The 14,624-nt window shown below is 36.2% G+C and carries 9 protein-coding genes; 2 read left to right on the top strand and 7 right to left on the bottom strand.

Annotation, left to right across the window (positions count from 1 at the left end):
• Position 1 precedes the first annotated feature (1 nt).
• Together MKX60_RS29465 and MKX60_RS29460 are read right to left on the bottom strand one after the other, a co-directional pair.
• A complete protein-coding gene (locus tag MKX60_RS29465; RefSeq protein WP_341061786.1) occupies positions 2-1,105 on the bottom strand; it encodes a DUF6012 family protein in 1,104 nt (367 codons plus the stop codon).
• 108 nt (positions 1,106-1,213) lie between these two features.
• Positions 1,214-1,627, bottom strand: coding sequence for a hypothetical protein (locus tag MKX60_RS29460; RefSeq protein ID WP_341061785.1), 414 nt, complete (start codon positions 1,625-1,627; stop codon positions 1,214-1,216).
• 557 nt (positions 1,628-2,184) lie between these two features.
• On the opposite strand from MKX60_RS29460, the gene MKX60_RS29455 reads away from it, so the two are divergent.
• A complete protein-coding gene (locus tag MKX60_RS29455) occupies positions 2,185-3,276 on the top strand; it encodes a tyrosine-type recombinase/integrase (RefSeq protein WP_341061784.1) in 1,092 nt (363 codons plus the stop codon).
• Between the two features lie 262 nt (positions 3,277-3,538).
• On the opposite strand, the gene MKX60_RS29450 is transcribed toward MKX60_RS29455, so the two are convergent.
• The gene (locus MKX60_RS29450) at positions 3,539-4,084 is read right to left on the bottom strand and encodes a hypothetical protein (RefSeq protein WP_341061783.1); all 546 of its coding nucleotides are present in this window, start codon (positions 4,082-4,084) and stop codon (positions 3,539-3,541) included.
• 912 nt (positions 4,085-4,996) lie between these two features.
• Here MKX60_RS29450 and MKX60_RS29445 point away from each other — a divergent pair.
• Positions 4,997-6,754 carry an SIR2 family protein gene (locus MKX60_RS29445; RefSeq protein ID WP_341061782.1) on the top strand — a complete coding sequence of 586 codons (1,758 nt, stop codon included), beginning with the start codon at positions 4,997-4,999 and terminating at the stop codon, positions 6,752-6,754.
• 210 nt (positions 6,755-6,964) lie between these two features.
• Here the strand turns inward: MKX60_RS29445 and MKX60_RS29440 are convergent, their stop codons facing one another.
• From MKX60_RS29440 to MKX60_RS29425, 4 genes are all read right to left on the bottom strand, one after another.
• Positions 6,965-7,246: a hypothetical protein gene (locus MKX60_RS29440; RefSeq protein WP_341061780.1), complete on the bottom strand. Its 282-nt coding sequence runs from the start codon at positions 7,244-7,246 to the stop codon at positions 6,965-6,967.
• 98 nt (positions 7,247-7,344) lie between these two features.
• Positions 7,345-7,659 (bottom strand): hypothetical protein, encoded by a 315-nt coding sequence (locus MKX60_RS29435; RefSeq protein WP_341061779.1) that lies wholly within the window; start codon positions 7,657-7,659, stop codon positions 7,345-7,347.
• Positions 7,660-8,795: 1,136 nt separating this feature from the next.
• Positions 8,796-9,080, bottom strand: coding sequence for a magnesium and cobalt transport protein CorA (locus tag MKX60_RS29430; RefSeq protein WP_341061778.1), 285 nt, complete (start codon positions 9,078-9,080; stop codon positions 8,796-8,798).
• A gap of 12 nt (positions 9,081-9,092) precedes the next feature.
• Positions 9,093-14,591 (bottom strand): RHS repeat domain-containing protein, encoded by a 5,499-nt coding sequence (locus MKX60_RS29425; protein ID WP_341061777.1) that lies wholly within the window; start codon positions 14,589-14,591, stop codon positions 9,093-9,095.
• Positions 14,592-14,624: the final 33 nt, after the last annotated feature.

The raw sequence follows: 14,624 nt of genomic DNA, 5'->3' as shown, positions 1-14,624 counted from the left end.
GTTACAAATTTCTTTGCTTATGCCACTTTCCATAATGAGACCCTGACCAAGAAAGAGAGTGAAGCTCCACGGGGAAATTCGATAGACTAATACTTTCACGAAGTTCAAAATGATTGAAAATGTCTTTAACTACAACATCTGTTTTTCGGTTTTTTGAAAATATATCACTATTAATCGCAGAGCTCACCAGAGAAAATTCATTCATCTTAGCACTACGTGAAAATCGTTGATCTGATGAGAATAGATTGCCCTCATGATTCATAAAATCAAACTTTATATTTAGTTGATGATCTAACAGTAGCTCTTCTTCTATTCTCCAGCGCAAAAGAATTTCTAATTCTTCAGGAAAAGTTTCTTTACTAGCAATAATCGGATAAAATCCAAAAGAACTCTTCTTACGACCGTTTTTCAATCCTGCAGCATAATAACTTTTGTTTGGAAAAGGGCTTGATATCACAAGATTTTCTGGAGTGTCTATACCTTGTATTTCCAACGTTACTTTCTTTCCTTGCAACTCACAAGGTACATATAGTTTAGGTGCTAAATGGAACATATAATAGCTGTCCGGGACGTCCGATACGCCTGCAAATTCATTTAACAAGTGTGAATGGTATTCCCTAGATATATGACCTCTAGTATCAACTTCTTGGATGAAATTAGAATAAACCTTATCTAAGGTATAATTATTTTTGTATAGCTTCATTATAGTAATTATCGGTGGGGCTGGAGATTTTACCTTTTCAAAGAGTCTGTTAACCTCTAAAGCGAATGATTTATATTGCTCTGAGAATCCATCTGTCCAATATATAGCAAGCTCTAACAGTCCCTCTTCAGTCATGGTGAATATACGTTGATCATCTTGCCATCCTATAATAGTGAGATACCCTTTTTGTAGAGCCTCTTCGATCAGGTCGGAAACTCGTTTGTTCTTCTTATCTTTGAAGATGTTAAGACCTTGAGAATAGATTTCTTTATTACTCTTGTCTTTTCTTTCTCGTTTCGCACGTTCTAAAATCGTCTGGATTATAAATGATTCCGTTAATTTCAAACCGAATGGATGTAGGTTAGATAGAAAATAGAGCATTGTACTAGTCTCACGTTCCATTTTTAACACCTCTCTAAATATAGATGGTAATGTCCTTTTTTTTACTTACTAAAAATCTCGTCTTGTTTGCTGACTCATCGAAAAGCAATACTGATTTTTACAATCATTCTAGGCGCTGCTGCCCTCAGGTTGAATAACGCCATCCAACATATCAAGATTCATCTGATAATAAACTGAGAGGGCTAGGGAACGGTCAAACCAAAAATCCATAACTCTCTTAAGCGGATAACCTACGAAAGAATGCTCTTTACGATCGATCCGGATATCAAGATCTAATAAGTCATCCCCTGTATATAGCCCCCAGGATGCTCCAGGTACATTTCGTACAAAGACTTCACCAAGATAAACACCATAGCTAATTATTGTAGATAACATTGGCTCATTTCCTATTGGATATACTCTATTAATCTCAGTTTCAATTACTTTGAGACTTTCCGGTTTGAAATCGCAAACAACACCCAGTGATAACTCTATTGCTGAAACTAGGAGCGGCATAGGTTCCAAACACCCTTTACTATCCATTAAGATTCTCTCCATTTTCTTTATGTAATACAGACTTTCTCCTCTGCAGATATGCCTCTATCCACCAAATAGATCCAATCACATAAATTGGGATTACAATGAGTATGGTGATGATTGTAAAGAATACACCTTCAAAATGGAGATCTTTCTCAGTACTAGGTGGATCGAAGACTAAAAACATTCCGTAAATGAGAGAACCAACAGAAAAACTGATTCCAACGTTTCTATATGACTTTTTAAATGAAGTTAAGATCAATAGCACCTGAATCAATAAAATAAGGATTAGCAGTTTAGGTTCTCCTTTCAATTATTTCGATTCTCTATCTAATATATATAATACTATATTAGTATATTAATTAAATGGTATATCGTTGTTTTCATTAAATATACTTTTAGATTTACTAATATAATTATAAATGTTCGATTATAGTAGTTAATCAAAAAGAATAGACCATTATTTTCGATTGTAGATTAATTTTAGATTTCTTATATAATTATGTTATCGGAAAACAAGTTCGTATCATTTTTTTCAACTTTAATATTGGAGTGAGACATAGATGAACAGCTTAAGCACCGAATATCAAATTTTAACTTCTAATGGCAATCATTTGAATAATATTGATTCCTCCTCTACTCGCGACTTACTCTTGGATGAATCTTCCTATTCCAGACTCATGTCCTATGCCTCTCAGCGTGAAGATGAAAAGGGAAACTATGATTATGAAAAAATATCTAATTACGGGATGCTTTACCTCTTTATTCATCTAAAAGGTACAAATCGCAATCAAAATACTAAAAAGGATTATATTAGAGAAATCCTTAACCTTCTGTCATATAGTGCTGCCATTGGAAAATCAGATATTCGTGATTTGTCCCGCTCCGATATTGAGAACTTTCAGGATTTGATGGAACGTAAATATGAGAAGACTACAACTCGAGCAAAAAAAATAGGGATTGTTCAGAGTTTCTTGGATTGGTGTTACGAGGAAGAGTACATAAGCAAAAAGTTATCTCGGGGCCTAACTACTGTCAGAATCAATAAAGAAGAAATCCCAATGCGTGAATTCGATGAAGAGGTTCTGAAGAACTCAATAATGTATTACAATGATCAGCCGAAAGTAAAGTCCCTTCTACTATTGTTAGCGACAACCGGATTACGTTTAAACGAGGTTAGAGTTCCAGCTTGGGGAGCTTTGTCTTTTGATAGTAAGCGGGAACGCTACTATCTTAGAACACTTACTAAGCGTGGAAAGATTAGATATGCAAACATTAAAGATTACGTTTTAGAAGAATTAATAGAGTATCGAAAACGACTAGGACTAAGTAGCGAACTTAATCCAAAAGATCAAACACCCTTTTATCCAAACAGATATGGAAAGCATTACTCATTAAGCAGCTTGTCCTCTTCATTATCGAAAAAGATGGAAGAAGCTTCTCTTACTACAACCCTTAATCAGCGTGCCACTCCCCACTACTTGCGTCATTTTTTTGCACAAACAGCTTATGCTGCAGGAGCACCTATAAGCCACATTGCGGAGACTCTTGGGCATACACTCGATCGTACTACTAAGATCAATTATCTCCGAAATTCACTTAAGAAGGAGCATGATGTAAGTGAGGTTGTAGATATTCATTTGCCGAAGATGTGATGCGTTGTACGCTATAATAAGTGTCTAAAGAAAATAAAGTTGTAGACTGTGACGTCCCATTAAGCTAAAGGGAAATTATAGTTGAATAGCAAAAACGAACAAAGCTACCGGCTTATATTGGTAGCTTTGTTACGTTAACGGGCAGGATTGTTCAATCTCTTCGAAAATACTTCTGGTACGAAAAAATCGTGAAGTTAGTGAATAAGACGTTATCTGAAAGATCGGTGTAGGACTATTTGTTAGAAGGTTTTGATTTTGAATTTTATTTTATAGATTCTTCAATTTTTTTTTGTAATGGTTTCATATATTTCTCTAATTCCGTGATCGAAGATTGAATTGAAGTATCAATTGATGATTGAATTATTTTACTTACGTCTTTTGGATACTTATTTTCAATAATACTATCAGTAATTTTTCGCTGTCGGATTGAAAAAAAAGCAGAGCTTGTTCCACCACATTCAAATTCGAGCTGTTCTTCCCAACTAAAGTATTTACCTTTCTTTTTGGGATCATCATCTTTATTGTGTCTTTTTCTTTTTTGGCAATCTTTACAACATGGAACAATATTCCCAGGATGATGTAGACCACACTGCTCGGCATTCATCATAAGCAAGTGTTCTCTTTCAAGTGGTTTTTTCTTGTCGCAGTATGCACATTTATTATTGAATGTTTTTTTGAGTTTCTCAAACCATTCCTTTTCATTCCAGATCTCATCAAGATGTGTTTGTTTCAAATATATTTTTCCATATTGAGTTAACATAAATCTAGCCATTGTATTCTTAACTGTACTTTTTGTTATATTCCCCATTAAATTGTCTCCTATTATATGATATTACAAATAATTCTAGTGGTATTATATCTTATATATTATGGAAATGTAACATTAGTTAGTAAAGTCAAGAAGACAGAGTCTTCAGCAAACACCATTTTCAGGTTTCGGTCCATTTGATCATTAAGCTAACGGGGAATGATAGCTCAATACGACACAAAGGTAGCCTCTCAATGGATCAGTTGCCTTTGTTCAACTAACGGGCAGTTTTCTTCAAGATTTCCCTGCGTTTGTATGGTAGAATATGTATCTATAAATGAGCGGACGAGGTGACTAGAAATGAATTCCGTTGCAAGTGTGAGGCTGTATCTTTAATCGCTGCTGAAGAACTTTCTAAACTAAATCAAGAATTTGACGGTGGTGTAAAAAGACCCTCAGCTAAGATAATTGAACAATTAAATATAAACCGACCACGAATTGATTGCCGTAGTAGAGAAAAGTGATAAAATTGCTGGCTTTGGCTGTGCTCAATGCAATTATTCTTCATTTGTTATAAAGAACCATTTGGAGAAATTACAGAACTCTATGTAGAAGAAGCCGAAAACTTCTTGATTTTTGTAAAGATTTCAACCCGTTTCTCATAATGAAAAATACACCTACAACGATTTGGGATTAGAAAACTTTTAACTGAGAGAGGATTTATGGAAAATACAACTGCAGTTATTAGGAACGTATTTTAACGCAATGTTTTGAAATAACAGAACATGTTAGCTAAATGGAATAGCGACAGCCCTTTCTTTTCTATCCTTTTTCTTGGTAGTGCAGACAACTGAATTGTTACCCAATAGGTGATAATTCAGCGCTAAACATTTAGATATCATTTTTTTATTTTTCGATATTACTAATCTAATAGCAGTTTAAACTCTTGAGGCTTTAAATAGGAGGATTTCAATGGATCCAATCTTATCACTTTCTTTTTCTATCAATTCTTCTCCTGGTGTTTATGCATTAATGCTTGGTTCTGGTATTTCTAGAAGTGCAAACATTCCCACCGGTTGGAAAATTGTTCTGGATTTATGTGAGAAAATTGCAGCTGCACATGGTGAAAGTACGAACGGAGATCCTGAACAATGGTATATTCAAAAATTCGGTGATTCACCGAGATATGATACTCTATTAGCAGACGTATGCAAGACACCAGACGAAAGACAAGCATTATTAAAACGGTATTTTGAACCTAATGATGAGGAGCGGGAATCTGGAGAAAAATTGCCTACTCCCGCTCATAAAGCAATCGCATGGCTAGTTAGTGAAGGATATATTAGAGTCATTTTGACAACCAACTTCGATCCTCTTTTAGAAATGGCTTTGCAGGAACTAGGAGTAAGTTTTGATGTTGCTAGCTCAGATGATGCACTACAAGGCATAAGACCTCTTATTCATTCTAACTGCACTATTATAAAGCTTCATGGGGATTATCGTGATACGCGAATCAAAAATACTCCTGAAGAACTTAAAGAGTATTCAGAGGCTATGAATCGTATTCTAGATCGAGTACTGGATGAATTCGGATTGATTTTAGCCGGTTGGTCAGCTGAATGGGATGAAGCATTGAAAGCAGCCATGTATCGATCTGTTAATCGAAGATATTCGTGGTATTGGCTTGCTGTTGGTTCCATAAGCACCAGCGCAGAGCGGCTTATTCAGCATCGTGACGCTCAGGTCATTCGAATGTCTGGAGCTGACGATTTCTTTGTCTCGTTTCAAAAACAAGTAGATAGCATTGCTACATTGAAGAAACCATATCCGTTGACATTCGATCTTGCATTAATAACTAGTAAAAATTTAATATCTAAGAACGAAAAAATCGTTCTTCAAGACTATCTCAACACAGAGAGTTTGAATCTTCGAAATAAAATTATTGAAATGCCAATTAATGATTTTAAAGATTTCGAATTACAGTTAGACATGTATCCTAATCTCACTTCAAAACTCCTTGGATTAATTATTCCTTTAATAGCTTATGGAGAGGAACCTTATCACCATGATTTATTTAAGAAGGTAATGAATAGAATTGCTTCTCTCCCAGGTATCGGTGGTTCAACTGAGATTATACAGCTCCGACAATACCCAGCTTTACTTACAATGTATACAGCAGGTATTGTTGCGGTTGCAAATCATCGTTATGACTGGATTAAAACCATTCTTCTCCAAAAAGGGCGCTACGATTCAAACGACCAGAATACAATTTCATTGATTCAACAATTACATGGATGTAATGTCTTCGAATACACTAAAACCCAACTTCCTAATAAATCGATCACTCCAGAAAGCAGCTTTCTCTATAAAGTAATACAACCATTTCTAAGTATGTTACTTCCAACAGAGGACGAGTATCGAGACGCCTTTGATTTATTTGAATGGATAATGAATTTACTCTATATACATAACGTGGAGCATACTTTTGAACCATGGGCCCCATTTGGATGCTACGTATGGAGAAGACAATTCAATGTTTTTGCTAAGGACTTTATTATCGAAGGCAAGCTTTCGAGAGTAGACTGGCCATTAATTAGAAATTGTTTCGATGGGGATATAGAACAATTCAAGAAAGGTTTATCTCGCTTAGATACTTCTATTTCATCGGTAAGACGACATTTAAACGGAATTTCGTATATGCCTTTACTCGCAATATATGAGGAGAGTTAACCAAATTAAATTAAACTATTGATTATTCTATATTAAAGATGCATAACCGAAATCCATTGCTCAACGAATTAATTCTGGGCGAAAGATAGGAAAACTGTTAATTACCTTAAATATTTAGATCGCTAAGTTTTATCGGATAAGGAATTATACGCAAAAGGACAGTCTAGTTGTAATAACTAGACTGTCCTTTTTTCACTTCAAATGACATCTTTAACTTGCATTAAGTTGATATGCTTCAATGACAGAAAATAAATGTAATCTATACTCTTTGAAAAAAACTTTTCTAGGATTTAACTTAATGAAATTAAATATATCCCTCTCCAGCTCTTCTATACTCAATTTATGTTCACTAGAAATTATTACAGCATCCACGACGTTCTCAACTTCTGCGACCCGAATCTCTAATTGCACCATATACCAAAACTTTGCGTTCATATTCATTTTAATGAGGTATTTTTGATAGCGTGTGATTTTTTTATATGTAATGCTCATATATAAATTCTCCTCATATTCTATGTGTAACCTTCATTTTACCCTCATTTTAAAATTGGAGCTGCAACAAGCAGCTCCAATAAATTCCTTAAAACTGTCTACTTGATTCGATGACTTCTGAAATACTCTGTCCAGTCATCAGAAATTACCACTGATACGACATCAACTTTTGTGTTGTTTTCATTTTTAGCAGTAAAAGTAAACGAAACGGGTCCATCTGGAAGCTTTTCAAAAGAGCTGTCATAGAGTTCACCTGTCCAAAGTGTCTTATCACTATTGGTTGGCGTTAGCTGCGTGGTATACCCGCCTGTCATTGTTACTTCCAGAGTATCAGGTAGACCTGTTGCTATAACCCTGCAGGACAAATCGTTCTCCTGCCCAGAATACGTTGTATCCTCTTGGACTCTCCTCATTTCCGCTCTTTTTCAAGTTATAACCTTTGCGGTTATTGTTCCACTCTTCGGTGCAGCCATATCGAACGAACAAAATAGTAGCAAACAATCAGTGAAAGAAGTAGAAATGCGGGGATCAAGCTCGTAAGAGCGGGACGCTGGGGACGATATGCGTGCAAACACGTATGTTTAAACACGCGTTTATATGCAATACATGTTTAGGGGCTTTGTTTTACAAAAGAATTGAACCATAAGAGTTCGAATCTTCACACATTGCCACATTGAGATTGATGTTAAGTTCCTTTACGGTTTCAACTTTTGATAATGCTTCATTTCATTGAGCCGTGTCTCTACCTCTTCTACTTTAGATGAAGAGCTCCTTTTGGAAACCCTGATAAACATTCCGCCGAATAATGTAAGTTTAGCAACAATTAGAGCGTTAATATTTCCTTCAAGAATTGCGATTCTCGTTTTTTGAGTATCTATTAATTGCTGGTGATCTCTTCCGTAATGTCCCCTGGCTGCTTAACCATTGTCCGCAATTCTTCTTTTGTGGTCCTGTCCGTCTTGAGTTATTCCATAATGTCTTGTAATTGATCATTCGTAACAAAATTGCTTTCCGAAGATGCATAGGCGTTTAGCCCCTCAGAAAATATACTAATTAAAATGCAAAATACTAATACCTTAAACTTAAGTGTTTTATTTATGTGCCCTCCTAGTATCTATCCAACTAAAATCTGATCAGAGTAGATAAGACTAAAAAACAATCTAGACTCCTTCATAACCACATTAGATATTTCCATATAATGAATACCTAAATGGTCCAACTGTTACTATAAACCATTCCCAGTTTCTCGCACAATAAAAGCATAATGAAGCGCTTCCGTAAGGGTTCGAGATGGTAGGTACCAATGTACGATCCTTCCTTCCCTTTCTAACAACTCACACAATACGCAACGTTGCGTATAATCGCTTTGCCGATTTCATAAGACTCAATGGCAATGTCCGTTTCCATAATCTCCCCAATCCGAGTGAATTCTCCAAGCCGCTCGTGTTTGATGCCGTGATGTTCACATACGGAGGCGATGTATAAAGCTGTCTTCTTTTCGAAAGAAAAACCACATGGAGCATGACTCACATGTGGTTCTAATATCAGTTTATTTCACCAATTTTTGTAGTGCTTCACGAACTATTTTTCTGAGCTCTTGTTCAGTGGTATACACACTAGGATAATTTTTTAAGTCATCCTCAAACTCAGAGAATCGAGAACCTACTTTTGAAATTAACATGAACATTGATTTTTCATCACTAGTTAAAGGTTCTTCCAGCTCATGTTCATAGGTTTTGTAAAACTCATCACAAAAATTAGAAGGTTCAATTGTATTATCCATCAACATTTCCATTAACCAATATAGACGATCTTTTGGACTTCTCTCAACCAAATTAATTCCACCTCATTTTTTTGATATAGCAGGAAGTCCTGCTCTCTCTATTTCATTTCTTGTATATAAAAAATGAAAAACAGTATTTGATGCTTTATCGTAAAGAACTTCTAAGTTATAAGCTTGATCATTCTTATACATCACTGTATAAAACATCTTAGCAGCTGATCCTTTTTCATCATCCATCTCCTTTCCATACTTGATTGCAGAAGTCAATGTTTGGACTGGAACAAATCTTGAAGGGTTTTCCATCCGAGCAGTAGTGGTAACGGTAAAGTTTAGCCCTACTTCTAGTTTAGAGATTTTACCTGCCCTAAACATGCCCATACTTCCAGAAAGAGCCACGCCTTCTCCTGGATGATTCTCAACATAATTACTTAAATCCTGTGTAAAACCTTGTATAGCACTTAGAGTAGGAAACGTCTGATTTGCTTGTTTCATTATTTCTTTCATCGGTATCATTTTATCCGTACTTTGCATTATATCTGCTTTTGAATATCCTGCCTGAAGTGCTTGTTTTCTTAATTTTTCAGCTTCATTTGCCCAATAGTTCTTTTCGGATAGTGTATTTGCCGAAGTCCACTGATTTTTCATCTCATTAATTGTATAGTTAATTCCTAGTTTTTCATTCCAATTTCCCGTTGGATCAATATACATTAACGGATTGTTTGTGGCATACGTATACAAATTCAAACTCAGCGGATTATTAATCTGCCCTTCATACGTATCCTCATTTATAAATCGCCCGATAGAAGGGTCATAATACCGCGCCCGCAGATAGTAAAGCCCCGTTTCTTCGTCATATATTTCCCCTGCATACTTAAAAGAGTTAGAGATTCCTTCTGTCTGGTTCGTAATATTCCCCCATGAATCATAAGAATACGAATTAACAACGTTCCCATTTGTATCTAAGATTTGTACCACATCACCGTGACCATTGTATAAATAATAATAGTCCTTTGTTGTAGTTGTAGTGACATCCTTTTTTACTAGCAATCGATCTCCCCGTACATAGTTTGCTTTCTGTCCATTACTTTTGGTCTCTGAGATCACCTCTCCATTCCCATTATAGTTATATTGCGTTTTTAGGCTACCGCTCGTTTTTTGATATCTTAACCCACTAGGTAAGTAACTTATTGTCGTTGAGGTGCTATCTTTTGTAACACTAGTTAATGTGTTTTTTAAGTCATAGGTATAGCTTGTATCCGCATATTCAACCGAGATCGAAGATGTATCCGAGACAATCTGTCGATTTCCTTGCAGATCGTAAGCATATGTGGTAATTCCGGCTCCAGCAGGACGTGTAACACTGTAAAGTCGATTTAATTTGTCATAGGCATACATTGTTGTCTTTTCTGTTCCATCAAGTAGCGTTTCTGTCACTGAGGTTATATTTCCGTTGTTGTCGTATAGATACGTGTATGAGGAGAGAACCTTTGTGCCTTTTGAATTTTTCATTGTCCATAACTGATTTAAGCTATTATACGTATACTCTGTTTTTAATACAGTTCCATTTGCCAAGGTCGGATAGGTAATCGTTTTTACCTGTCCTGTTGGAAAATACGCATAGGTAGCATTCACCGCTTCCGTCGTATTAAGCGTTGCACTTCCGTTGGTTTGCACTTTATTTAGTCGCTGCATACTGTATTGATAATTGATATAAAAGGTTCCTATCCCACTGTGTGTCCCTGTTAGCCTCGTGGTTCGATTAGCTTTATCATAGACATAACCTGTCGAAGCCGAGTAGTCGGTTGTATTTGTAGAGAGTAATGTTGTTACTCTTTTCGAATTATCTATCGTTTCTGTTTGCGAGGCGACCTTTGTTCCATTTAGATAAAGTTCATTGGTGTCCGTTTTGATTCCACTACTCCCAAAGATACTCTTATTTTGTTGTGTATTCCCTCCCGTACCCGTGAGTAAACTAATGACTACCTGATTTCTTTCATCATATTGATAATTGGAAACCGTACCATTGCGATCCGTTTTTTGTGTAAGTAACCCTAGTTGATTATAGGTTTGATTCTCACTGAGCAATGCAGCATCTTTCTTATTATAGAGTAATCCCAATTCATTATTAGCTTTACTCTTTAAGCTAACCACTGGTCCACTACTACCACTTTGCATGGTTGTATGTATGACCTGACCGCTGCGATCATATTGGTAACGGGTAATTTGATTCATCGAATCTTTTACAGAATTTAAGCGATTTAACGTATCATACGTGTACTTTGTTGTTACTCCCTCGTCGCTTTTGTTATTGTTCGGATCTGTGTAGGTCAATACATTGCCCGCAATATCATAACTATACGATTCGGAAATCTTCGTAGATACATTTTGAATGGGCCAGTCTTTATACGTTACGTTGGAGAGTAATTGACCCCATTGATCATAGTTTTGTTCGATATAACTACTCTTCAGTGTGGCATCGTTCGTTCTACGATAAGCTTCAACTCCGGAAGCCGCCACCATGTATTTTGTCTCTTTACGGAGCTTAAGATGATACTCACTAATGTACAAATTACCATACGTATCTTCAGCTTCATTTTGCTGACCCCAAGCATTATATTTTGCGGTAGTTACGTTCTCTACAGGATCTTTCACATAAACGGCTCTGGATAAATCATCCACATGGTATTGGGTCTTCGCTCCGGTATCCATGTTTTCTTCGAGTCTCAGGAGACCAAATCCATCGTAATACTGATTTTGATTGGATAAATACGTGATCGCTCCATTCGACTTCTGCGTGTATTTCCGCTTGCTATTGACCTGAATCATATAAACCGATTGATTTTCTGAATCAAATAAGGAAGAATTAAACATACCTGAAGTGTAGTTAAATTGATCTTCAACATCATACCGTTCTCCGTTTAGATTGGTTATTGTCGGATAGGAAATGGTTTTGATCCTACCTAATAAATCATAGGTGTACTTCGTTGTCTTACCATTTAGATCCGTTTCTTCCTTCAGTGCACCTGAGCTCATATCATATAACATCTTTTTTTGGGTGAACGAAGGTGTTGCCTGACCACTAGTGGAGATGTTAGTGAAATTGTTAGTTATTTCAGTGGGGTACGCATAATTGCTCTCAGGTCCATAAACCGTTGTCACTTTAGCTACTAGGCCATTTTCCATGGGTTTCTCTTCAATAACTTTACTGATTTTCCCCGTATCACCAGGTACTAATTCATAGGTGTAATTGGTTATTTCCGTTTTAGGATTTGTAATGCTTTTTATTCGGCCATTATTATCGTATTCATAATTTTCAGAGACAAAAGTAGAATCATTCTGGTACCAAGATTTTGACTTTATGAAATGATAGTTAGGTTCATAGTCCAATGACGTCGTATATTTACTTTTAGTATTGGGGTTGTTGATTTGACTTAATGTTAAGGGTTGCGTCTGACTCTGAACTGCTCCCCAGTCGGTGTAGGAGATATCTGTATACAAGGTATTTGCAGTGCTGTCATTATCGCCAACAGCAAAGTCTGCACTAGTTGTGCGTGTCGGTAAATATTTGAATATTGAATGAAATGCTGTATTACGTGCCTCTTTTCGTTCACCATTTGCCGCTTGCGTTATGGTCGCGATATTCTGCTGTAGTCCATTAAAGTGTGTAGTGGTTGACAATCCCTTGGTTGCTGAAGTACTTTGCACTGTAGAAGTAGATGAAAATCCGTATGTTTCAGGCAAATTATTGGGATCAGAATACGTAGAGTATCCTGTGTAATCTCCCAAATACGTATAATTGACCTGATTATAGGTGTTTTTTGCCATATCATTTCTTGATTTTATTCGAACCTCTTCTCCAAAGCCGTAGACACCCAGATTTCTCGTCGCTAGGTCATAGTCGTAATTAGTCGTTGAAAGAGGATAATGAACTTCTTTTAATCTGAAATAACTATTATACCCTGCATAACTATTCGCTTCTTTTTGCTCATAGTGGAATTTTGCAGGCACACTATCATATTCAAACCAAGAATATTGACCTATTTGATCTCTGATCTTCCATAAATAAGGTGTATATCCAACTGGAATCCCATCAAGACTAGTTTCACTTCTCCATTTAGTCAAGGTGACATTTTGCGCTTCAGTTCGATCGGCATTAAGCACACGTAGAACAATGTTTTCTCCATTAAACGTATCTGTCGTATTTAGATTACTCTCATAATCGAAGGTTACTATTCTCCCCACACTATCTGTAATGGTAGAGATCACCTTATTCGTTTGTCCATCATAGGTTAATCGATCGATATGCTCGAACGTGATTGTATTTCCAAATCGGTCGACAATTCCTAACAAGCGACCATCGCTAGCAAAGTACTCTCGCTTTTTATCGCTATATTCTAAATAGTAAGCTGAACTTGATAGACTATTCCTAAACGTTCCATTATCTTGAATGAATTGCTTGTCTTTTCCTTGATACCCTACTAAATGTGTGTAGTTGACTAAAGAATCACTACCGTTAAATTCAACCCTGTACACAGCCCCTTGTCCATCATGGTAGTAGATATAACCATCGACTAACTGAACGGAAGGAAATTGAAAGGACCAACCCATGCCTAAATCATAACGCGAAATTAGATAATTATATTTTTTTACTTGCCCATAAGATCCATAGTCTCTCATGTGTGCGAATGACTGGTTGGAATTGTACATTATCCCGATATTAAGATCCAGACCATCTCTTCCGGGCAGACTGATTTCATTCTCTTTCCATGTTAAAGATCCAGAAGCTGGGTCAATGAATTCACTAGAAGCATTTCGATCTGAATATTGCTGCTTATTCGCTTGATTAATTTGCTGCTGAGTTGCTAGCCCATAAAATACACTGTTGACCATGGAAGTAAAACTAGTTGTCGTCATTTCCCCCACATTTTTGTCGAGTTGCCCCTTAAGTATGGTTTTGCCATATACCTCATCCGTAACCGTTAGTGGATTCAAAGAGAACTCCGTCTCAAAAGTATCCTGATATACGGCATCTTTAACTGTGGCTGGTACATCGAAAACTTTATTTCGTATTTGGATCTCGATGTCTTTCCAAGGCTTCTCTTCGTTTTTTTTAATTTCCAGTATAACCATTGGTGCTAATGCGGACTCTTTAGCAATTAAATTAATCCAATAAACATCAACTATACTTGCTCCAGCCGAGACGAGTTTTTCAATTTCTTCTCTTTTTAAATCATCCACTCTATTAGGCGTAGAGGTAAGACCTTGTCTATATCCCTTCAGGGTATTTCTTTGAAATGACAATGCCATTATTTCTGCTAATTCTTTTGGTATTTCAGAATCATAAACAGCATTGGCCGCTGAAGTAATATCTTTTGGGATCGGTATTGTAGGTAACGTATTATTTTGTTCCATATAATTATCAGTAATGATTGTTTCGGCAGAACTATCACTGAAATTATCTGCTTTTTTGCTAGATGCTGCATTCATCAGGTAATTAGGAAAAAGTACTATTAAACATAATATAATTATTAATACTTTCTGCATTACTGTTTTTTTTCTCAATTCTTATTCCTCCTAAAATTAAATGAATCTTCG

It is taken from the genome of Paenibacillus sp. FSL R5-0914 (assembly GCF_038004525.1).
In the GTDB taxonomy this organism is placed as follows: Bacteria; Bacillota; Bacilli; order Paenibacillales; family Paenibacillaceae; genus Paenibacillus_AQ.
The sequence above is the reverse complement of the archived record's forward strand: the minus strand, read 5'-3'. Positions and strand labels throughout refer to the sequence as shown.

Bases quoted from the DNA above. Each gene is read 5' to 3' on its own strand.
- MKX60_RS29465 (WP_341061786.1), bottom strand. From the start codon at position 1,105: ATGGAACGTGAGACTAGTACAATGCTCTATTTTCTATCTAACCTACAT.
- MKX60_RS29460 (WP_341061785.1), bottom strand. From the start codon at position 1,627: ATGGATAGTAAAGGGTGTTTGGAACCTATGCCGCTCCTAGTTTCAGCA.
- MKX60_RS29455 (WP_341061784.1), top strand. From the start codon at position 2,185: ATGAACAGCTTAAGCACCGAATATCAAATTTTAACTTCTAATGGCAAT.
- MKX60_RS29450 (WP_341061783.1), bottom strand. From the start codon at position 4,084: ATGGGGAATATAACAAAAAGTACAGTTAAGAATACAATGGCTAGATTT.
- MKX60_RS29445 (WP_341061782.1), top strand. From the start codon at position 4,997: ATGGATCCAATCTTATCACTTTCTTTTTCTATCAATTCTTCTCCTGGT.
- MKX60_RS29440 (WP_341061780.1), bottom strand. From the start codon at position 7,246: ATGAGCATTACATATAAAAAAATCACACGCTATCAAAAATACCTCATT.
- MKX60_RS29435 (WP_341061779.1), bottom strand. From the start codon at position 7,659: ATGAGGAGAGTCCAAGAGGATACAACGTATTCTGGGCAGGAGAACGAT.